Raw genomic sequence first — 22,166 nt, forward strand, 5'->3', positions numbered from 1 at the left:
GCATAATGACCGAAGAAAACCAGGACCCGCTCAGCCGCATCAAGGATGAGATCGTCGACAGCTTCGACGAAGAGCTGGAGATGCAGCTCGAGGAGGACCGTCTCGACGAGCTGGTTGCCGAAGGCCTTATCAGCGAAGGCGAAGCGACCCTCGACCGCAGGGTCTATTTCCGCGAACTCTTCCGCCTTCAGCATGAGCTCGTGCGCCTGCAGGATTGGGTGCAGTACAAGAAGCTCAAGGTCGTTGTGCTGTTTGAAGGCCGCGATTCCGCCGGCAAGGGCGGTGCCATCAAGCGCGTGACCCAGCGCCTCAATCCGCGCGTCTGCCGCGTCGTCGCGCTGCCGGCTCCGACCGAGCGCGAGCGGCACCAGTGGTATTTCCAGCGCTATGCCGCTCACCTGCCGACGGCGGGCGAAATGGTGCTGTTCGACCGCAGCTGGTACAACCGCGCCGGTGTCGAGCGGGTCATGGGCTTCTGCTCGCCGGAAGAACTGGAAGAATTCTTCCGCTCCGTGCCGGATTTCGAGCGCATGCTGGTTCGCTCCGGCATCATTCTCCTCAAATACTGGTTCTCGATCACCGACGAGGAACAGGAATTCCGTTTCAACATGCGCATTCAGGACCCGCTGAAGCAGTGGAAGCTTTCGCCGATGGATCTGCAGAGCCGCGTGCATTGGGAAGAATACACCAAGGCCAAGGAAGAGATGCTGGAGCGCACCCATATTCCGGAAGCGCCGTGGTGGGTCGTCCATGCCGTCGACAAGAAGAGGGCACGCCTCAACTGCATCGCGCATCTGCTGACGCAGATCCCTTACGAGGCAGTTCCGAAGCCGGAAATCATCCTGCCGGAGCGCATGCGCAACGCCGACTATCATCGCACACCGGTGCCGCCGGAAATGTACGTGCCGGAAATCTACTGACGATATCGACTAGACGGGCTCGCCTCAGCGAGCCCGTCATCCGCCAAAGACTATAGCAAGCGGCAGCTCAACTGGTGATATGATGCGAATCTAAAATTCGTGTCGTCGGCTGAGGAGACCGTCATGACTGCGCCGCATCCGTCCAAAACGCATATCGGCAATCACCCCCTCCATCCCGAAACCCAGATGCTGAATTACGGCTATGATCCCGAACTCTCCGAGGGCGCGGTCAAGCCGCCCGTTTTCCTGACCTCCACCTTCGTCTTCAAATCGGCCGAGGACGGCCGCGATTTCTTCAATTACATCTCCGGCCGCACCGAGCCTCCGGCGGGCACGGGCGTCGGGCTCGTCTATTCGCGCTTCAACCACCCCAATAGCGAAATCGTCGAGGATCGTCTCGCCGTCTACGAAAAAGCGGAAAGCGGCGCGCTATTTTCCTCGGGCATGTCGGCGATCGCGACAACCCTTCTCACCTTCGCGCGACCGGGCGACGCGATCCTGCATTCGCAGCCGCTTTACGGCGGCACCGAAACGCTGATCGCCAAGACATTCCTCAATCTCGGAGTAGCCGCCGTCGGCTTCGCCGATGGTGTCAATGAAGGCTCGGTGATGGCAGCGGCAGAGGACGCGATGGCCAAGGGCCGCGTCTCCGTCATTCTCGTCGAAACGCCAGCCAATCCGACGAACAGCCTCGTCGATATCGCGATGATCCGCCGCGTTGCCGATGCGATCGGCAAGAAGCAGGAACACACGCCGATCATCGCATGTGACAATACGCTGCTCGGCCCGGTCTTCCAGCGGCCGATCGAGCACGGGACCGATATCTCGCTCTACTCGCTGACCAAATATGTCGGCGGTCATTCCGATCTGATCGCCGGGGCCGCTCTTGGCTCCAAGGCCGTCATCAAACAGGTGAAGGCGCTGCGCGGAGCGATCGGCACGCAGCTCGACCCGCATTCCTGCTGGATGCTCGGCCGTTCGCTGGAAACGCTGCAAATCCGCATGGAGCGGGCAAACAGCAATGCGCGAGCGGTTGCCGATTTCCTGCGGGATCATCCGAAGGTCGAGCAGATCCACTACCTCCCTTATACCGACCCGTCATCGGCAACGGGCCGCACCTTCGCCGCCCAATGCAGCGGTGCGGGCTCCACCTTCTCCTTCGACATCAATGGCGGCCAGCCGGCATCGTTCAAATTCCTGAACGCGCTGCAGATCTTCAAGCTCGCCGTCAGCCTCGGCGGCACGGAATCGCTTGCCTCCCATCCGGCAACAACGACGCATTCCGGCGTTCCGATTGATGTGCGCCATCGTATCGGCGTGCTGGAATCGACGATCCGCCTGTCGATCGGGATTGAACATCCCGACGATCTGATTGCCGATCTGGCTGCTGCCCTCGACGCCGCATAATGCAAGTGGCCTGATCGGCAGGCCGATGACAGTAGCCGTATCGCCTTTCCTGCTCGCAGCCACCCAGGTCTCAACGACCTGGCAAATTGCTTGTTCCCCTTCGGTCATGTCCGAACGTTCCTTGAAAGTCAGCTTTGCGCTGGAACATCATCGATTGCCGGACAGCAGTTTCCTCCAAAAGCGCTTGCAGCCAGTCGGCAAAGACCTGAACGCGGCGGGAGAGATGTCTGCGGTGCGGATAGAGCAATGTCATCTGCAGCGGCTCCGCGCGATAATCCGGCATGACCTCGACAAGCTCGCCCGCCTCCAGATGCGCACGCAGATCGTAAGCCGGATTCTGGATCAGCCCCAGGCCCGCGACACAGCAGGCGATATAGGCTTCCGCACTGTTGACCGTCACGCGGCCTCTCATCGGCAGGCTGCGCAACATGCCATCCTCCAGCCACTCCCAAGGCTCGGTTCGCCCTGTCGAGGGCGACGCATAATTGACTGCCCAATGGCAGTCGAGGTCCACAGGCGTCTGCGGCGTGCCATGCTTCGACAGATAGTCGGGGCTTGCGACATTGATGAGCGGCAATTTTCCGATCGGCCGGGCAATCAATCCGGAATCGACGAGCGGGCCGACGCGCAACACGCAATCGATACTATCCTCGACCAGATTGACTGCCCGGTCGGTGACGCCGAGATCCACCTCGATGTCGGGAAACTGGTCGAGGAACGACGGCAGCGCCGGCGCAACGATCAACCGGCCGATGCGGCCCGGCACATCCGTGCGCAGCTTGCCTGAAGGTTTAGCGTCGCTCTGCCGAAACAGGCTCTCCGTTTCCTCGACATCGGCAATGACCCGCAGGCAACGGTCATAGAAGGCGGTGCCATCCTGTGTCGGCGAGACCTTGCGCGTGCTGCGATGGAGCAGCCGCGCGCCGACGCGTCCCTCCAACTCGATGACCGCGGCCGAGACCGAGGAGCGCGGCAGGCCCAGCGTATCGGCCGCGCGGGTGAAGCTGCTGCACTCCACGACGCGGGTAAAAATCCTGAAGAGGTCGATGCGATCCAAATCTATGCCGCCATTGTCCGTATATTCTGACAGATGATGTCAAAATAGGCTGCTTTATCGGCAAATTCCAGACGATAGATTTACCTCAGGAAGGGCGGCGCGGTGCCGTCCCACTTCCCAAGGAGGCCCATTCATGACCGACCATTCCATCAAGGGAAAGACCGTCATCATTGCCGGCGGCGCCAAAAATCTCGGCGGCCTGATCGCTCGCGATTTCGCAGCGCATGGCGCAAAGGCGATCGCCATTCACTATAACAGCGTCGCGACGAAGGCCGATGCCGATGCGACGGTTGCTGCCGTCAAGGCCGCCGGTGCCGAATCGGCCGCATTCCAGGCCGATCTAACGACCGCAGGCGCGGCCGAGAAACTCTTTGCCGAGGCTGTCTCTGCCTTCGGCCGCCCCGATATCGCGATCAATACGGTCGGCAAGGTGCTGAAGAAACCGATCGTCGATATATCGGAGGCCGAATATGACGAGATGAGCGCCGTCAATTCGAAATCGGCCTTCTTCTTCCTGAAGGAAGCGGGCAAGTCGCTCAACGATAACGGCAAGATCTGCACGCTCGTCACGTCACTTCTCGGCGCCTTCACGCCGTTTTATTCGAGCTATGCCGGGACGAAGGCACCGGTTGAGCACTTCACCCGCGCTGCAGCCAAGGAGTTCGGCGATCGCGGCATCTCGGTCACCGCGATCGGCCCCGGTCCGATGGATACGCCATTCTTCTACCCGGCAGAAAGCGCCGATGCCCAGGCCTATCACAAGGGGGCGGCAGCGCTTTCGAAATTCTCGAAGACCGGCCTTACCGATATCGAGGATATCGTCCCCTACATTCGCTTCCTCGTCTCGGAGGGCTGGTGGATGACCGGACAGACCATTCTCGTCAATGGCGGCTACACGACGAAGTAGGCGGATCGCCCCGCGACGACTAAGCCTAGTCTAGCTGGTCCTTGGGCTTGGCGGCGCGCAGCGCGTCGCTGAGCTCCATTCTGGCCGTTCCGATTAACTGCTCCATGGCGAAACGTGCCGCATCAGGTCGACGCATGCGGATCGCATCCAGAACATCCTGATGGCGGGCGATCGCGTAATCATGCGACTGGCTGGCCCGATTTGTCAGGCGGAAACTCGCGAGCAGAGCGGCACGGATCGCCGTGGCGAACTGGCGGAAGACCCAATTGCCGCTGGCATTGATGATGGCCGTGTGAAACTCCAGATCCGCCTGGCTCCACGCCTCGTTGTCGCGCGCATTTGCGGCAACCATATCCTCGAACGCTTCGGCAATCTGTGCGAGCTGCTTGGCTGTAGCATTGGCGGCTGCCTGCGCGGCGGCGGCGGGCTCCAGCACCTGCCGCGCATCAAGCAGGGAATCGTAGAAACTTCGATCATTGCTGAGTGCCAGTGTGGCATCGAGAACCAGCGGGTCCAGATAGTTCCAGTTTTCCCTCGGAAGGACCGTGGTGCCGGCGCGGGTGCGCGAGCGAACCATCCCCAGCGCCGACAGATATTGCATGGCCTCGCGCAGGCTGGTGCGGCTGACGCCATAGACCTCGGAGAGTTCGGCTTCGTTCGGAAGGATCGAGCCTTCGGCAAGAGCGCCCGACACGATCTGCCCGATGAGCTTCTTCAACAGCTCCTCGCGCACGGTGCGCCTGCCCTGTTCGGGCGCGGCCCCGCCCTGAGTCCGTAAAGATCCCAAACGCGTACTCATCACTTGCACTCCCTTCCGCTGCCCGGCAGCGATCATGAGCGGCACCATGCCCCGGCATCAATGCGCAACTGCAAGCCCGGCAAACTTCTCCCCAAACTTCTCCCAGGAAATCCGATCGTTACAAGCGGCTCCCACGCCCTGCCGCCGACGAACGCAGATTATCCAACAGAACGGCAATCAACAGAATGCAGCCGCGCACGAGATATTGATAGAAGGCCTGGATATTGAGCAGGTTCATGACATTCTCGGCAATGCCCATGATGAGGACGCCGACGATCACCCCGGTCATTGCCGCACGGCCACCAGCCAGGGACACGCCGCCGAGCACGCAGGCCGAGATGACGGAAAGTTCCAGCCCGGTTGCTGCATTCGGCTGGCCCGACGTGATGCGCGAGGCGAGCAGGATGCCGGCAATGGCGCAGACCAGCCCCTGCAGGGCGAAGATCCAGATCCGCATATTGACGACGTTAACGCCGGCAAGGCGCGAAGCCTCCGGATTGCCGCCGATCGCGAGCGTGTTCTTGCCGAAAACGGTGCGATTAAGCGTGAAACCGAAGACGATGAACAGCAGTATCATGATCCAGATCGGCGTCGGCACCGTCAGGAAGCGCGACAGCGCCAGCTGATAGAAAGCCGGATCGTTGATGCCGACGGCGCGGCCATCAGAGGCGATCAGGGCCAGGCCGCGCACGATCTGCATGGTGGCGAGCGTGGTGATCAAGGCATTGATGCGGAACTTGGCGATGACGACGCCATTGACGACGCCGACGACGCTGCCGCAGATCAGGGCCGCCACGAGCCCGACCGGAATCGAGCCGGTGGAATTCGACACCATGACGGCGATCATGCCCGAGAAGGCGACGGTCGAGCCGACGGAAAGGTCGAAGTCGCGCGATGCAAGGCAGAACATCATGGTGCAGGCGACGATGCCGATCGTCACCACCGACTGCAGCAGACCAAGCATGTTACGCTCGGTCAGGAAGCTCGGAACGAAGAGCGAGACGATCACGAAGGCGATCGCGAAGATCACTACGAGGCCCTGTTCGCCGAGGAGGATTTTTTTCAACGAATTCATCGTCACCATTCCTGAATTAGATTGTGCCGGCGGCGTTCTTGTCGGGCAGCGCTGCGGTCAGAATGGCCCGCTCGTCGAAATCGGCGCGATCGACATTGGCGGCGACGCGCCCCTGGCACATGACCATGATGCGATCGGAAATGCCCATGACCTCGGGAAGCTCGCTGGAGATGACGACGATCGCCATGCCCCCCGCCGCCAGTTCATAGAGGATCTCATAGATTTCCGACTTGGCGCCGACATCGATGCCGCGCGTCGGCTCGTCGATGACGAGAACCTTGACGCCCTGCTCCGAAAGCCAGCGGCCGAGGATGACCTTCTGCTGGTTGCCGCCCGAGAGATTGACGATATCCTGCTTGCGCGAGGGCGTGCGCACCCTGAGCTTGGCGATGAACTGATCGGCGACCGAGGCTTCCTTCTTCGGATTGAGGATGCCGAAGGGCGAAAAATGCCGGCGCGAGGAGATGGCGATGTTCTCCTCGATCGATCGCCCCTGAATGATACCGTCGAACTTGCGGTCTTCCGGGCACAGAACCATGCCGGCGCTGATGGCAGCCTTCGGATTATTGGGCGAAACGGCGACGCCGTCGATCGAGACCGTGCCCTGGTGGCGATGATCGGCACCATAGAGAAGGCGAGCCATCTCGCTTCGGCCGGCACCGATAAGACCGAAAAAGCCGAGAATTTCGCCCCTGCGCACCGAGAAGCTGACGGGATTGCGCAGCTTCGAGCCCGAAAGCCCCTTGGCTTGGAGACGTACCTCGCCGAGCGGACGTTCGCGCCAGCTCCAGATATTGCTGATCTCACGGCCGACCATCTGCGAAATGATCTGCTCGCGCGTCGTATCGGCGATCTTTGGATGATGCGCGGCGAGCTTGCCGTCGCGCAGCACGGTGAGACTGTCGCAGAGCCGGAAGATCTCATCCAGGCGATGCGAGACATAGAGGATGACCGTGCCGTTCGCTCTCAGCCGGTCGATCAGGGAAAACAGGATTTCGCTCTCGCGTGACGATAGCGACGAGGTCGGTTCGTCGAGCGCGATAACCCGCGCATCGACCATGACGGCCTTGGCGATCTCCACCATCTGGCGGGCGCCGATCGACAACGAGGAAACCTTGGCTGCCGGATCGACGTCGATGCCGATTTCCTTGAGCTTGGTGCGAACGGTCTCGATCAATGTCCTGCCGTCGATCACACCGGCCTTGCCGGGAAAACGGCCAAGCCAGAGATTCTCGGCGACGGTCAGTTCCGGCACCAGCTGCAGTTCCTGATGGATGACGATGACGCCGGCATGAAAGGCATCGCGGACGGAGCTGTAATGCTGCTCCACGCCATCGATGACGATGCTGCCGGTATCCGCCGCCTGATCGCCTGAGAGAACCCGGATCAACGTCGACTTGCCGGCGCCGTTTTCGCCCATCAACCCATGCACGGCGCCTCTTTCGACGTCGAAGGAGACGTCGGACAGCGCCTGGACACCGGGATAGCCCTTGGAAATGCCCTTGAACTCAAGGAAAGCCATGCTCGCTCCATCGAGAGAAGGTCCGGCGGCAACGACGCCGCCGGACGGATATCATCCTTGGGGGATGATCATTCGATGCCGAGATCCTTGCGAACCTTCTCGTAATCGCCACGCAGCGCGAGCGAGCCGGAGGTCAGCGTCAGCTTCGGCGGCTCCTTGCTGTTGGCAATCCAGTCATACATGTTGACGGCCGTCTCGTAGCCATGGCGCTTCGGCGAGATGATGACCGTGCCGAAGAAGCCGGTTGCTGCCGGCTTCTTGAACTCGTTGATCGCCGAATCCGCACCGCCGATGCCGACGCCGATCATGTTCGCTGCGGGAATGCCGACCGATTCCGAGGCGCGGACGGCGCCGAGCACCGCTTCATCGTTGAGGCCGAAAGCGACCCAGTACTTGATATCGGCATGCTTGTTGAGAACCGTGGTCGCTGCATTGAGGGCAGCTTCCGTATCGGTCTTGGCCTGCGGCGCGTCATAGATATTTGACGCTGGGAATCCTGCCGCCTTCAGGACCGAGATTGCGCCTTCGACGCGGTCGACGGCGGTCGGCAGCTGATCGTAGGAAACGCGGATCGCGCCGACATTCTTCATGTCCCAGCCACGCTTCTTGATTTCATCGACGATCGCCTGGCCGACGGTCTCGCCGATCTTGGTGGCGGAAATGCCCATATGCGGCACGTCTTCGAGCGGCTTGCCCTCGGCATTCACCAGACGGTCATCGACAGTCATCAGCTTCAGCTGGTTGGCGGCAGCCTTGGCAACGATGCCTGGGCCGAGCTTGACATCCGGCGTGCAGATGATGAAGCCCTGCGCGCCCTGTGCACCGAGATTGTCGATCGCCGACTGCACTTTCTCGCCATCCTCGGCGCCGATCTTGACGAGCGTGAAGCCCTTCTCCTTGGCGGCCTGGTCGGCGAATTTCCATTCATCCTGGAACCACGGCTCCTCCGGCTGCTTCACGATGAATCCGATCTTGACGTCCGCGGCGAAAGCGGAGCCCGCCGCCAGAACGGCAAAGGTGCCTGCAAGGATTGCCGCTTTGAAAAAGCGCATGATCTCTCTCCCTTTGTTTGCGCGTTCCCATCCATCTCCCGGGAACCGCTCGACTTCCCTAAGTTATATTGTAATACGAGTCAATTATTTGTATAACAATTAAGTCGCATTCGCAGCCCATTGGACATGACGTTCTGAATATGAAAAAACATCATACCAGTCAATATTTATGTATGATTATTTCTGTCATTGCGGCAACGAACGACAATCGAATGGTGGTCGACATGGAGAAATCGCGAGATTGCCTGGAAAAATCCGGCGGAGACGCAAAAATAAATCATATATATCTGTTGACATGAAACAAAGCGAATATAGGGTGCCATCCATTCGGCACCGGCCTTGGTTGTGAGGGGAAGGCAACCGCTTAATGACCACTATCGACTTGCAGGACGGTTCGCTTTCGGTTCGCGTTTCAACCCTCGGCGGCACATTGCTTGATTATTCCTGGATGGCAGACGGCCGCAGGATTGCGCTATTGAGACCCGCTCCGGACAATGCCCATGCCTCCACCTCCGCATGCTATCCCCTCGTTCCCTTCGGCAACCGCGTGCGAAGCAATCGTTTCACATTCGAGGGACGCGACTACCAGCTCAGGCCGAACACGGCTTCGGATCCTCACTACCTGCACGGCGACGGTTGGCAGGCCGAATGGTCCATCCTCTCCCGCAGCAACAACGAATTGCAGATCGGTTTTCGTCATCGGGAGGGCGATACCCCCTATAGTTATGAGGCGAGACAGATCATCGCCCTGTCATCCGAAGGGCTGACGCTTCACATGAGCGTCGAGAATACCGGCCGGGAGGCGCTGCCCTTCGGGCTTGGCTGGCATCCATACTTTCCGATGACACCAGAAACGACGCTCTTTGCGCCGGCGCAGCGATTTTGGACGGAGACGGAAGGCTGGCTTCCAGGGGAACGCGCCGAGATTCCCGCCGATCTCGACTTCTCCGCGCCCTCGCCCCTGCCCCGCCGCTGGGTCAACAACGGTTTCGAAGGATGGAACGGCGAGGCGGAAATCGTCTGGCCGGAGAGACATGCAAGCCTGCGGCTGACTGCCGACACGTCAGTCAGGCATGCATTCATCTTCATTCCCGACGCGAGTTTCAACCCGGCCTTTCGCCATGACTATTTCTGCTTCGAGCCGATGTCCCACATCGCCAACGGTCATAATCTCCCCGATCTTGGGGATCTGAAGATCCTGCAGCCGGGAGAGACCTTTGCAGGATCGATCCGCCTGCAGCCACGGGAATATTCGCGATAGCCTGGACCGCCTGATCGCGAGATTTCCGTCCCAGCATAAAGAGGAACACTGGATGCCAAATCGCCTTTCGGGAAAACGAGTCTTCATCACCGGAGCCGCGCAGGGGATCGGACTGGCCATCGCCGAGGCATGCGCGGCTGAAGATGCAAGCATCTTCCTCATCGATCGCGACGAAGCCCTGCTCGAGCAAGCCGCGAACAAGCTGAAGGAAGATGGCGTCAACCTTGGCTATCAAGCAGCCGACATCACCAATGCCGAAGCCGTGCGTGCAGCCGTGGCCCGGGCGGCCGGCGAAATCGGCAATATCAATGCGCTCGTCAACAATGCCGGCGTCAACGTCTTTGCAGAGCCGCTGCAGACGACGGACGAGGATTGGCAGCGCTGCTTCGACATCAATCTTAAGGGCGCCTGGAATTGCTGCCGGGCCGTGTTGCCCGAGATGATCGCCCGGGGCGGCGGCGTCATTCTCAACATCGCCTCGACCCACGCCTTCACGATCATTCCGCACACCTTCCCCTATCCGCTTGCCAAGCATGCGCTTCTTGGCATGACCAAATCGCTGGGGATCGAATATGCCGCGAAGAACGTGCGCGTGAATGCACTCGCACCCGGCTACGTCGCAACGCAGAAGGCCATCGATTACTGGAACAGCTTTCCCGATCCGGAAAAGGCGAAAGCCGAGACGATGAAACTGCATCCGGGCGGCCGCATCGCCACTCCTCAGGAGATCGCCATGGCCGCAGTTTTCATGATCTCGGACGAATGTCCCTTCATGAATGCCACCTGCCTCACCGTGGACGGAGGCTTGAGCGTGTTGCAGCACCAGTAGCACCGGAAACGAGGATGCCTCCACGACCACGCAGTGGCGCCAGGGCCTTTGTTTTGCGCAATTCCGGGAAGAGCGCTATCGCGATCTGAGCTGGGCAATCGAGAGCATGAGGTCCGCGCTCATGCCCGTCCCGGAACCTCGCGTGAGAATGGCGGATGCGGGAGAAGTCGTATTCCCGCCATTTGCCGCATCATAGACGGCCGAGAAGCGCTTCAGCAGGTTGTTCACCTTGCCTGCATCATGCAGATCCTTGATCGGAAATAGCTTTTCAAGCATTGCCGCTTGGCGGGTCACATCCATGTTCGACATGGATGCTGGCAGCGAATAGGTCGTCTTGATCACATTGTAGAGCGCCGGATCCGACATGATATCGTAGACGGAATTGACCTGCGGCGCCTTGCGCTGGAAATAGAGGGCGAGACGGACGCCTTCATTGGAGCTCCCCTGCTGCGTTTCGAGCGTCTGATGAAGATAGAGATCGTTGGTGGCGAGACGCGCGCCCTTGTTCTGTCCCGGCTCGATCTTGGCTGTGGTCAGATTTCCCTTGGCGTCGAAATTGAAGGCGTTCACCATCGCCTTGAACTGCTGGCCCGCCTGCGTGTTCAGAAAACCCTTGGCATCCTCGGGATCGGCAGTGAAGGCCTTCTTCAAGGTATTCTTGTCGACCGACTTGGGATCGATATTGTTTGCAACGAGGATAAACTCCGTCAGCTTCTTGTCAGCCAGGAGTTCGTCAACCGTCTTGATCTTGGCGATCGACTTGCTGAATTCGGTGGCTGCGTCCTTCGCATCCTTGACCGCTTTGTCTCGCATCTCGCCGGTCAACCCGAAGGTCTTCGACTTCGAATAGGCGGAAATCAGGCTGTTGATCGAGGTCTGCGACAAGGGCGCGACCGGCGCCCGCAAATTGCCCTCGCTGTCGAAATTGAACGCCTTGGCAAGCTCGACGAATCTGTCGTCTTTTAACGAGTTGACATAGCTCTTGCTGTCATAGGGGTCGCTCTCCAGGATCTTGCGCAACTGATCCCTGGAGACCTCGTTCTTACCGATCCCAAAAGCGCGAAGCGCCATATCCTCTATGGTTGGAAGATTCTTGTTCTTCGTGTCGTTGGCGGCAAAGAAATCTGTGATTGTTTTTATGCCGCTGACCGCCGTCTTGTAGTGTTTTTCAGCGTCGTCGAACAGGTTCTGCTTCGCATCTTTCGCCTGGCTTAAATATTTGGTCGAAATATCGTCGATAGCCTGTTGTGTCTGCGCCGGCTGCCCTGTCGGCAACGTTCCGTCGGAGGCAAACTGAAAGTGCGAAACCATGTCCGCCATTCCGGTCACGGCGGCATAATCGGAGTTCGTGAAGGCGAGGTTGAACTGGACCGGAGTGAGTTTGGAGCTCAGATTGAATGCCGTCTTTATGTAGGAAAACAGCCTGTTATCGCCGGTGATATCGTTGATCGACTGAACTTTCGTGATCGCCTGACGATAGTAATCGTCATTGCTGGTGGCCGCAGCTGCGGTCAACAGGCTCGGGACCATGCTGTCATACCGCGAGATCATGGCTTCCTTCTGCTCCGCCGTCTGCGCAGTCGCACCGGAAAGCGTTCCATCGGCATTGAAGCTGAACTGCGACGCGATCAACTTATATGTTGGCTGCAGCGATGCCGTTGAAAAATTGCTCGCTGTATTGACGAAGCTGTTCGGATCATTGACATCGCTGGTCAGAACCGACTTCAGAAATGCCTTCGAGATATTGTCCGGGTTTAAACCGTGCGCCCGCAGAATATAGTCCGTCATCCTGCTGCTGTTGGTGATATCGTCGACATTCGTCACCTTGTCGATCCAGGTATCGTAGAATTTGCTTTCCTTCTTGGCCAGGGCCGTTTCATTGGCGAAGGATTGTTCATAGAGCCCGATCGTGTCGCTCTTCTGCAAGTCGCTTTGAGCCGACTGATTTTTTGACGTGCCGCCAAAATTGAAAGCGGCGGCGAATTGCCGATAGCGGCTGTCCGTCAGTTTGTTTGCAAAGCTGCTCGTATCGCTAAGGTCGCTGGTCAGGACCTTTTTCATGAAGGCCTTGGCATAGGTCATGTCCTCGAGGCCATAGGCCTTCATCGCATAGCTGTACAGCTTGTAGTCGCTCAGAAACTCGTCGACATTCTTAATCTTGCCGATATGCGCATCGTAATATTGCTGGTCGCTCTTGACCGTTGCCTGCTTGGCGATGCGCGCAAGCGTCGATGCCATGTCCTTTGTCGCGGACACGTAGCCGAGATACGTCGAAATCATAGATCGCCCCCACAGCGCAGTTCACCGATATTCGCCCCACACGAACTATCGCAACCAGACCTTGCGCGAGACTAGATCAGCAATCTATGGGCCTAATTTCACAGAACTGCATCTGGATCGGCGAGGTGGACATTTCTGTCAGAATGTTGCGCCTGCGACCCTCCCGACGTCGCACGCGTGGGATTGATGACGCCGTACGAGATACATGTTGCAGACTGGCCCGTCGCATCCGTCAAAGGTTCAGCTTGCAAATTCGGCCGATCGCGATTGATTGAAGGCCAACCGCACGACAAGCCCCGAAGGCGAGTTGTCGGCAAAGGAAATGGTTCCGCGGTGACGGGATACGACATCGCGCACGATGGAAAGGCCCAATCCAAAGCCGCTTCTCCCGATCAGGGATCGGGCATCGTCTGCGATGTAAAAGGGCTCCAGCACCTTGGCACGGTGCTCCTTCGGAATGCCGGGACCATTGTCGGAGATCCGGATTTCAAAGCCGCTTTCTCCCCGGCTTTCAAGCAATACGACGACCTCCGTCCCATGCTTGATCGCATTGTCGATCACATTGGAGAGCGCGCGCCTCATTCCCGATTCCTCGCAGAAGTAAGCCATTCTCGCAGGCCCCTGATATCGTATATCGAAGCCCAAATCGGCAAACTCGTTGCAGATGGTCTGAATAAGGCTTGGCATGTCTATGACATATCCGGCGCGCCGGTCATTCTGCTCTCGCAGATAATGCAACGTTTCCGAGATCATGTTGTCTATGATTTCGATTTCATCAATCATGCTGCCCAGTTGCCCGGACCGAACCCCACGCTCGAGCTTCAGGCGCAGGCGCGTAAGCGGAGTGCGAAGATCGTGGCTGATCGCGGCCAGCATACGGGTCCGCTCCTCTATCAGGGACTGCAGACGCCCGTGAAGATGATTGAGAGCCCTCGCCACTTGGGTGACTTCCTGCGGACCCGCATCGCTGATCGGCTGGGCGGGTGTCGACACATGGCCGAGAGCGTCAGCCGCCGCTGCGATCGACGATAGTGGTGCCATAAGCCGCTTGATGATGTAAACGGCCAGGAAAAGCACCACGATCATGACCGTCGCGACGACGAAGCCGAGCTGTATGAAGATGAACCGCTGCATCGGCGGGCGATGCGTCGTTTGGAAAATCAAAGCGTATTGATTGTTGATCTTGACGACGACTGAGTTGCCCGTGGAGATCGAGATATCCAATGGCGACAGGTTCCAATGGGACAGAAGCTCGCTTCGCAGTTCGTCTGCAAAGCCGCTTTCCTGCTCGGTGCGCTTCTCCGCCGAGGTAAATTCCGGGCTGGAGAAAAACACGGCACTTGGAACGATTTCTATATGCATCTCGAGCCATCTCGAAGCCTTGATGGTTCTCTTCAATTCCTCGAGTGACACGCTCTGGCGGGCATCGTCGGCGATTGTGGCTATGCGCGCAGCGGCAGAAGCCGCCGCAAGCTTGAGATTAGCCTCATTATGCCCTCCATAAGAGAGAAGGAGAAACGCAACCGAGGTGCACACCGTCCCCAGAACAACGGCCGCAAGCACAACCGCGATCATCTGTGTGACGATGTACCTATGGTTGATGAAACGAAGATACCGCGTCATAATATCTCTATATTGGGCGTAAAGACGTAGCCTCCCAAGCGAACGGTTTTGATGAAGGTCGGCGAACGCAGGTCGGGTTCGATCTTCTGGCGTATTCGACTGATATGGACATCGACACTGCGACCGATCGGGCCGGCTATGCCGCTGTGCGTGAGCTCCAGAAGCTGCTCCCTCGTCAGAATACGCCTTGAATTCTGACAGAAGGCCAGAAGAAGATCGAACTCCGTGCTTGTCAGCGTCACACGGGCGCCCTCGGGGCTGAACAGTTGCCGCTGCCCCGGCTCGACGCGCCATCCCTCGAAACGGAAGGCCGAATGGAAAGGATCATTTGGCTGCCTGCTGATATGGGAACGTCTCAGGAGCGCGTGGATTCTCGCAAGAAGCTCTCGATGGCTGAAAGGCTTGGTGACATAATCATCGGCACCGATTTCCAGCCCTATGATCCTGTCCACATCCTCCGAACGCGCCGTCAGCAGGATGATCGGAACCAATGACGTCGCTCTCAACCGGCGGCAGATGCTCAATCCGCTCTCGCCGGGCAGCATGACATCGAGAATGACAAGATCGGTCGCGTTGTCTTCCAGATATGCATCCATCTTCTCGGCGGAAGGCGCCCACATACTGTTAAAGCCGTTTTCGGCCAGAACTTCCGACAATATCTTCGCGATCTCGCTATCGTCCTCAACCAGGAGGATCGACTGCTTCTGCTCCTTGTTTGCAGTTCCAATGGTATTCATGGGCACCTTTACTGCAGCTCAGATCAATTCGGGAACATTTCGATGCTCTCAAGGCATGCGTTTAATGTTCTTTCGAGCCGGCTCGGCTGTTCCCGCACAAGGTGTATCGTACATTAGGCAGCCTGCACCTAATTTTGTCGAGCTTGTGGCGAGCACCATCCACGCAGTTGGCAATACTGTCACTTTGTTTCGAAAATTGCATAAATTTACATAGCGAAACATAAAATAAACAAGCAGAAATATACAGAAACATAATTTAACGCAACTTAATCCAAAGCATAGCTATCTTCGTCTATTCCTTGCCAAATGGCAATGGAGTCCGAAATCGTGCGTTCAGCTGCGCATAGTGTTGCAGTATCCCACCAGGAAGGCCGGACAGCTACAAGTCCGGATAATCAGGCAGAATTCGATTGCAAGGCTCAGGTAGTTCAATGGCTATCAGCGGAGCGAAGCACGGCAGAAATCGAAAGTATTTCTCTGTTATCTCGCTACAGAATGACAAGTAGCCAACCAAGAAGAGAAATATCTCCTAAGGGAATCGCGGTTACACGCAGGCAGAACAAGATACACAAAGAGATACTGGCATTTCTCACGCAGCCTACGGAGTGCTGAATTTGAGACGCGTAGCTCCGTTGGCCTCAAATCGAGCTGCGATGGCTTGGTCGCTCACCATCATCTCCACATGTGCGGCCGGTGATAATTCACTCGCACAAGGACAATTTCAGCAGCAACCAGCTGGTCAGGCGTCGACCATACCGACCGCGACAAACATTAAAATTCCAGATGGAACCAAGCTACTCCTGCAGGCAAACGAGGCCATTTATAACAAAGATACGCAGGTAATAACCGCACGCGGCGCAGTTCAAATCCACTATGGCGGCTATAAATTGGTAGCCAATCAGGTTGACTACAACCAGATCACCAAAAGGATGACTGCGACGGGAAATGTGGAATTGATCACCCCTGACGGCAACCGTACCTACGGCGACAGAATGGACGTGACCAATGATTTCTCAAGTGGATTTATCGAGGCCCTGCGGGTTGAAATGCCCGACAATACGAGGATGGTGGCAATCAAGGGCGACCGTGTCGGCGGCTCCAAGGTTATCCTGACCAAGGGCGTCTACACCGCCTGCGCTCCATGTTCGGAACAGGGTCGCGCTCCGCTATGGCAGGTGAAGGCAGAGAGGATTATCCAGAACGGTATTACCCATACGATAAGGCTGGAGCACGCAAGGCTTGAGCTTTTTGGCCAGCCGATCGCCTATATTCCCTGGATGACCGTGCCCGACAATACCGTAAAGAGAAAGTCGGGCTTTCTGTTTCCAACCTTCAGCGTCTCCCAGAATCTCGGCTTTGGCGCGGCGATCCCCTATTACTATGTGATTTCGCCGAGCATGGACGCGACGGTTACCGCGACGGGATATAGCAATCAGGGTTTGCTATTGCAGGGCGAGTTTCGCCAGCGGCTTGAAAACGGCACCTATGATCTGCGGGCAGCCATCATCGATCAGACCGATCCGGGTGGGTTTGACGCCGGCACTACTGATGTAAATGCCAAGCTCAGGACGCTCATGGCCTCCAAGGGTGATTTCAGGATCAACCCACGCTGGACCTTCGGCTGGGATGTCATGGCACAGAGCGACAACGACTTTGCCCGAACCTATAATATCGAGGGGCTCAATCAAACCACACATACCAATCAGGCTTACTTGACCGGCGTCGGCAAACGGAATTTTTTCGATATGCGGTTCGCCTATTACAATGAACAGGACGCCACAACCGGCAGCACCTTGCAAAAGCAGCAGGCCGTCGCCTATCCGGTGATCGATTATCACGCGATCGCACCAAAGCCTGTTCTCGGTGGAGAACTGTCGCTGACCAGCAATTTCACGAATGTCTCCCGCAGCACCGCGGACGTTGTCGTCAATCCCGACAACTCAGACCGCTTTCTCGGGCTTACTGGCGATTATGCACGGCTTACGACCGAAATGCAGTGGCAGCGCTCCTTCGTGACGCCGCAGGGCCTGGAGTTGACGCCTCTGCTTGCCGCCCGTGGAGATACGATGGCTCTTGGGATGGATGGGCCGAATTCCATCAGCCCCTCTTATGCCTATGCCGGCAACTACGACGACAATGGCGCTGCCGCGCGGGAAATGCTGACTGCCGGGCTGGAGGCCAAATATCCGATCCTGGCGACCACGGAGCACTCCACGCAGGTCTTCGAGCCCATAGCGCAGATCTATCTCCGGCCCGACGAGCAGCTTGCCGGTCAGTTGCCGAACGAGGATGCTCAAAGCTTCGTATTCGATGCGACGAACCTCTTCGACCGGGATAAATTCTCCGGCTTCGACCGCGTGGAGGGGGGAACACGTGCCAATGTCGGCATGCGCTATACCGGCAGCTTCGACAGCGGTTACAAACTGGACAGCGTCGTTGGTCAGTCCTACCAGCTCATGGGAATGAATTCATTTGCAACGCCGGACCTGGTCGGTGCCGGCCTTGAATCGGGGCTCGAAACGGCACGGTCCGACTATGTGACGATGTTCGGTGTGACCATGCCGCATGGCATTTCCGTGTCGACATCCTATCGGCTCGACCATGACAACTTTGCATTAAAGCGCGGCGATACGACGATCGGTTATGTCACGCCGATTCTCGATACGCAGTTGACCTATACGCATATCGAGGCTCAGCCCGATTACGACATGCCCACCAATGAGGATGAGCTCCAGCCGCAAGTCAAATTGAAACTCTCGGATCAATGGTCGGTCAACACGACGCTCGGATATGATCTGCGCGCCAAGGATCTCAGCGAACACGACTTCGGCGTAACCTATTCCGATGAATGCACGACCGCCAGCCTGATTTATGACTGGAAAAAGGATACCGCCAGCACGACGGGCGTCGATTGGTCCATAATGTTGCACCTGACGTTCCGCACGCTGGGCGAAGTCAAGCTGGGCGGCAATTAGGTTATTTGGCATTTAATCCGCCACTTTCGGATCGCTTCAGACAAGATTGCAGACCACCTTGCGGTGAAGCCGTTTCGGTCGATGCGCCGAGAATCCGATGTACTCCGGAACTTCGCGCACGAGTGGCAAGGTAGGCGCCTCATCGAAATATTACTTAACATTACTTAACACCGAAGAGCACGGAGAAGTGATAGTGCTCTTTCTACATCACAGGCAGATTCTCCGACTGCATCGATGTTCATTTCTTTGGAAAGTCCGCGGAACAGCTCCATTTGGAAGTGCAAGGTAAAAGCATAGATGAACTCTGATTTACGGCGATCAAAGTTAAGACGATCAAATTCGACAATTGCCATTTTAGCATTCATAAGCACAGCCACAGCCGCGCCGCTGTCTGCACAGGCAGCCATCGTCAGCGATATACGCGTGGTGGGTGCCGAGCGCGTTGGGCCGACTGCAGTAAAGGACAATATAACGATAGATCCCGGCAAGAGCTTTTCGGATGCGGATATCGATCAATCGATCAAACAACTCTATGCAACCGGTTATTTTTCCGATGTACATATCTCGGTGGAAGGTCATAGCCTCGTTGTCTCTGTACATGAGAACAACCTGATCAACGCAGTTATATTCAACGGCAACAAGAAGATAAAGGATGACAAGCTGGCCGGGCTGGTTAAATCCAAGGCTGCCGGCCCATACAGCGAGAGCCAGGTTCAAGACGACATAAAGACGATCAAGGACGCCTATGCTGCGATCGGACGCAACAATGTCCAGGTGACGCCGCAAGTCGTCAACATCGCGAAGAACAGGGTCAATCTCGCCTTCGTCATCAACGAAGGCGATCGCACGACGATCAGCAAGCTGACATTCTCAGGAAATCATGCTTTCAGCGGCGGCCGCCTCGCCGCGGTTATCAGCACAAAGAAATCCACTTTCCTCTCGTTTCTGACGCGCAAGGATATCTATAGCGAAACGAAGAAAGACGCCGATGAGGACGCACTTCGCAAATTCTATTACGATCACGGATTTGTCGACTTCAGGCTGGTGTCCGATAGCGCAACGTTCAATAGCGCAACGAACAGCTATGACGTTAGCTTCATTGTCGATGAAGGCGAGAAATATCGCTATGGCGATATTTCGGTGACATCAACCGTGCAGGGTATCGATGCCGATGACCTGAAGAGCCTCGTCATCACGCGCAAGGGCGATACCTATAATGCCGAGGATATCCAGAAGTCGATTGACGCAATCTCGAAGCGCATCGAGGCGGCAGGTTATCCATTTGCCAAGGTGACGCCGCGCGGCAATCGCAACCCCGAAGGCCGTTCCGTCTCGATAGAATATATCGTCGATCAGGGCGAACGCGCTTATGTGGAGCGCATCGAAATTCGCGGCAACACCCGAACGAGGGACTATGTCATTCGGCGTGAATTCGATCTCAATGAAGGGGATGCTTTCAACGAGCAGATGATTGCGCGCGCCAAACGCCGCCTGGATGCGCTCGGCTATTTCACGTCGGTAAAGATCTCCACGCGTCCCGGCAGCGCCCCGGATCGGGTCGTCATCGTCGTCGATGTCGAAGATCAGCCAACCGGCTCTTTCGGTATCGGCGGGGGCTACGCTGTCGGCGTCAACGGGGGGCCTTTGCTGGAAGCCTCCGTGGAAGAGAAGAATTTTCTCGGACGCGGCCAGTATATCAAGGTCGCGGCAGGCGCGAGCACGAGCGGAAGCCAAACCTACACTCTCTCCTTCACCGAGCCATATTTCCTCGGTGAACGCCTCGCCGCCGGCTTCGACCTTTTCAAAAGCGTCACCACCAGCAGCGATTACTACGACTACGGCGAAGAGGGCATCTCGCTGCGGATCACAGCGCCTATCACCGAAGACCTTTCGACAACGCTTCGCTACACCTACAAACAGATCACCTACACCGGCGAGAGCGACTGGCAGGACAATCTCTCCGCACCTTACCAGAACCTGATCAACAACGGTCCGTGGACGCAATCGAGCGTTTCCCAGACCTTCACCTACAATACCCTTGACGATCAGAACCTGCCGCGTGACGGCTTCATCGCCAAGGTCACGCAGGAAGTTGCGGGTCTTGGCGGCGACTCGAATTACTATAAGCTCAGCGGCAAGGCGCGCTACTACCATACGCTTTCGGACTCACAGGATATCGTCGGTTCGGTGACCCTTGGCGCCGGCTACATGACTTCGACAAATAATCAGGACTTGAACATCTTCGATCAATTCATGATCGGCGGAAGCGAGATCAGAGGCTTTGAAGATGCGGGCATTGGTCCAAGAACATCCGACGGCGATCCGCTTGGCGGAACGAAATACTTCACCGCTTCGGTGGAGACGAGCATGCCGACGCCAGGCATGCCGCAGGATCTCGGCTTCCGCAGCTCGGTCTTCCTGGATGCGGGAACGCTCTATGGCAACGATGCCGATCTTTATGGTGATGTTCTGCACGATGGGTCGGCGCTGCGCGCATCGGCCGGCATCGGACTGACCTGGGCATCGCCATTCGGCACAATCAATCTCAGCTATGCCGTGCCGTTCCTCAAGCAGGACTATGACAAGGTGGAAAATTTCCGGTTCGGCTTCGGCAACCAGTTCTGAGGCAGACAGGACAGCGCCCGCTGCCAAAGGGTAAGAAGTCTTCGGCGACTGCAATGCATCAAGCACAGAACCCTAAAGCCGCCGACAGGAATTGCCGGGGACGAATTTAGGCGTGAGAACGAAATCCTGCGGTGGCTCGACTGCACCTTGTGGATTGCTGATGCGATGCATGAGGCGCCTTGCGATGATGCCGCCGAGCGCCAGCGTGTCCTGAACCACCATCGTGATGCGCGGTGTGATGACGGAACTCCATTGCACATTGTCGATCATGGCGAGCGAGATGTCCTCGGGACAACGGAAGCCCAATTCCTGCATGGCCTGCAGCGTGGAAAGCGCCACGGTGTTGTTCGCACCAAGGATCGCGGTGGGGCGTTCGGGCTGGATCAGCAGGCGCATGGCCGCCTCGTAGCCGGCGGTGCGGGTGAACTGGCCGTCGACGACGAAATTCGGGTTCACCTCGACGCCGGCATTCGCCATGGTCTCGGCAAAACCGCGATACCTCTCCGTTGCCGTATGCATGTGGCTGGGACCGGTGATGAAGGCAATCCTTCTGTGGCCTAGTTGCAGAAGATGCTCGGTCAGCATCGCCCCAGCAAGATAATTGTCTGAGCCGACGAAATCGCGCTCGATCCCCGCCACCTTCTGGTCGAAACAGACAATCGGCACGTTCAGGCCGGCGATGAAGTCGAGATAATCCTGATCGTAGCCTGACGGCGCGAGTGCCAGGCCGGCGGTCTTGAGGCCGATCAGGTGCTCGACCATCGCCCTCTCGCGATCCGTCTTGCCTGAGGAGTCGGTGACGACGACGAAATGCTGGTGGTCGAGCGCATAGTTTTCCAGCTCGCGCCGGATATCGCCGAAAAACGGGTTGCCGACATTGCCGACAACGAAGCCGATCATGCGGCTGCGTCCGCGCGCCAGGCTCTGGGCAAGCGGATCGGCAACAAAGCCGACGGCGGCAATCGCCTGACGAATTTTCTCCAGTGTTTTCTGGCTGACACGCGCCGGATTGCTGAGCGCGAGCGACACCGTCGAGACGGAGACGTCAGCGAGTTTGGCGACATCACGAATTGTGGCCATGAATTTTTCGAACCGTT

General features: G+C 57.5%; 16 protein-coding genes. 7 read left to right on the forward strand and 9 right to left on the reverse strand.

The window, feature by feature from the left end; genetic code table 11:
* Nucleotides 1-5 precede the first annotated feature (5 nt).
* Nucleotides 6-920, forward strand: coding sequence for a polyphosphate kinase 2 (ppk2, locus tag GA0061100_RS11250; RefSeq protein WP_075852791.1), 915 nt, complete (start codon nucleotides 6-8; stop codon nucleotides 918-920).
* A gap of 123 nt (nucleotides 921-1,043) precedes the next feature.
* Complete coding sequence (locus GA0061100_RS11255; protein ID WP_075852792.1) at nucleotides 1,044-2,327, forward strand: cystathionine gamma-synthase family protein; 1,284 nt, start codon at nucleotides 1,044-1,046, stop codon at nucleotides 2,325-2,327.
* Between the two features lie 70 nt (nucleotides 2,328-2,397).
* On the opposite strand, the gene GA0061100_RS11260 is transcribed toward GA0061100_RS11255, so the two are convergent.
* Nucleotides 2,398-3,384 carry a LysR family transcriptional regulator gene (locus GA0061100_RS11260; RefSeq protein WP_075852793.1) on the reverse strand — a complete coding sequence of 329 codons (987 nt, stop codon included), beginning with the start codon at nucleotides 3,382-3,384 and terminating at the stop codon, nucleotides 2,398-2,400.
* 133 nt (nucleotides 3,385-3,517) lie between these two features.
* On the opposite strand from GA0061100_RS11260, the gene GA0061100_RS11265 reads away from it, so the two are divergent.
* Nucleotides 3,518-4,291 carry an SDR family oxidoreductase gene (locus tag GA0061100_RS11265; RefSeq protein WP_075852794.1) on the forward strand — a complete coding sequence of 258 codons (774 nt, stop codon included), beginning with the start codon at nucleotides 3,518-3,520 and terminating at the stop codon, nucleotides 4,289-4,291.
* A 25-nt stretch (nucleotides 4,292-4,316) separates the two neighbouring features.
* Here the strand turns inward: GA0061100_RS11265 and GA0061100_RS11270 are convergent, their stop codons facing one another.
* The 4 genes from GA0061100_RS11270 to GA0061100_RS11285 all read right to left on the reverse strand — a co-directional run bounded on the left by GA0061100_RS11270 (nucleotide 4,317) and on the right by GA0061100_RS11285 (nucleotide 8,739).
* Nucleotides 4,317-5,090: a FadR/GntR family transcriptional regulator gene (locus tag GA0061100_RS11270; RefSeq protein WP_075853240.1), complete on the reverse strand. Its 774-nt coding sequence runs from the start codon at nucleotides 5,088-5,090 to the stop codon at nucleotides 4,317-4,319.
* A gap of 118 nt (nucleotides 5,091-5,208) precedes the next feature.
* Nucleotides 5,209-6,165, reverse strand: a complete 957-nt coding sequence (gene araH, locus GA0061100_RS11275; protein ID WP_075852795.1) for an L-arabinose ABC transporter permease AraH — start codon at nucleotides 6,163-6,165, stop codon at nucleotides 5,209-5,211.
* Nucleotides 6,166-6,181: 16 nt separating this feature from the next.
* Nucleotides 6,182-7,687: an L-arabinose ABC transporter ATP-binding protein AraG gene (gene araG / locus GA0061100_RS11280; protein WP_075852796.1), complete on the reverse strand. Its 1,506-nt coding sequence runs from the start codon at nucleotides 7,685-7,687 to the stop codon at nucleotides 6,182-6,184.
* 68 nt (nucleotides 7,688-7,755) lie between these two features.
* A complete protein-coding gene (locus GA0061100_RS11285) occupies nucleotides 7,756-8,739 on the reverse strand; it encodes an arabinose ABC transporter substrate-binding protein (protein WP_075852797.1) in 984 nt (327 codons plus the stop codon).
* Nucleotides 8,740-9,106: 367 nt separating this feature from the next.
* Here GA0061100_RS11285 and GA0061100_RS11290 point away from each other — a divergent pair, with 367 nt between their 5' ends.
* Nucleotides 9,107-10,000, forward strand: a complete 894-nt coding sequence (locus GA0061100_RS11290; protein ID WP_075852798.1) for an aldose 1-epimerase — start codon at nucleotides 9,107-9,109, stop codon at nucleotides 9,998-10,000.
* Nucleotides 10,001-10,052: 52 nt separating this feature from the next.
* Nucleotides 10,053-10,829: an SDR family oxidoreductase gene (locus tag GA0061100_RS11295; RefSeq protein ID WP_075852799.1), complete on the forward strand. Its 777-nt coding sequence runs from the start codon at nucleotides 10,053-10,055 to the stop codon at nucleotides 10,827-10,829.
* A gap of 75 nt (nucleotides 10,830-10,904) precedes the next feature.
* Here the strand turns inward: GA0061100_RS11295 and GA0061100_RS11300 are convergent, their stop codons facing one another.
* The 3 genes from GA0061100_RS11300 to GA0061100_RS11310 all read right to left on the reverse strand — a co-directional run bounded on the left by GA0061100_RS11300 (nucleotide 10,905) and on the right by GA0061100_RS11310 (nucleotide 15,469).
* On the reverse strand, nucleotides 10,905-13,109 hold the full coding sequence (locus GA0061100_RS11300) for a DUF1217 domain-containing protein (RefSeq protein ID WP_075852800.1): 2,205 nt from the start codon (nucleotides 13,107-13,109) through the stop codon (nucleotides 10,905-10,907).
* 240 nt (nucleotides 13,110-13,349) lie between these two features.
* The gene (locus GA0061100_RS11305; RefSeq protein WP_075852801.1) at nucleotides 13,350-14,732 is read right to left on the reverse strand and encodes a sensor histidine kinase; all 1,383 of its coding nucleotides are present in this window, start codon (nucleotides 14,730-14,732) and stop codon (nucleotides 13,350-13,352) included.
* The gene (locus GA0061100_RS11310) at nucleotides 14,729-15,469 is read right to left on the reverse strand and encodes a response regulator (protein WP_075852802.1); all 741 of its coding nucleotides are present in this window, start codon (nucleotides 15,467-15,469) and stop codon (nucleotides 14,729-14,731) included. Before GA0061100_RS11310 ends, GA0061100_RS11305 begins: the two co-directional genes overlap by 4 nt.
* Before the next feature lie 653 nt (nucleotides 15,470-16,122).
* Here GA0061100_RS11310 and GA0061100_RS11315 point away from each other — a divergent pair.
* The gene (locus GA0061100_RS11315) at nucleotides 16,123-18,444 is read left to right on the forward strand and encodes an LPS-assembly protein LptD (RefSeq protein WP_083961317.1); all 2,322 of its coding nucleotides are present in this window, start codon (nucleotides 16,123-16,125) and stop codon (nucleotides 18,442-18,444) included.
* 297 nt (nucleotides 18,445-18,741) lie between these two features.
* Entirely contained in the window at nucleotides 18,742-21,069 is a 2,328-nt protein-coding gene (bamA, locus tag GA0061100_RS11320) for an outer membrane protein assembly factor BamA (protein WP_075852804.1), read from the forward strand.
* 72 nt (nucleotides 21,070-21,141) lie between these two features.
* On the opposite strand, the gene GA0061100_RS11325 is transcribed toward bamA, so the two are convergent.
* Nucleotides 21,142-22,149: a LacI family DNA-binding transcriptional regulator gene (locus tag GA0061100_RS11325; protein ID WP_075852805.1), complete on the reverse strand. Its 1,008-nt coding sequence runs from the start codon at nucleotides 22,147-22,149 to the stop codon at nucleotides 21,142-21,144.
* Between the last annotated feature and the right edge of the window lie 17 nt (nucleotides 22,150-22,166).

It is taken from the genome of Martinezella hainanensis (assembly GCF_900094555.1).
Lineage (GTDB): Bacteria > Pseudomonadota > Alphaproteobacteria > Rhizobiales > Rhizobiaceae > Rhizobium > Rhizobium hainanense.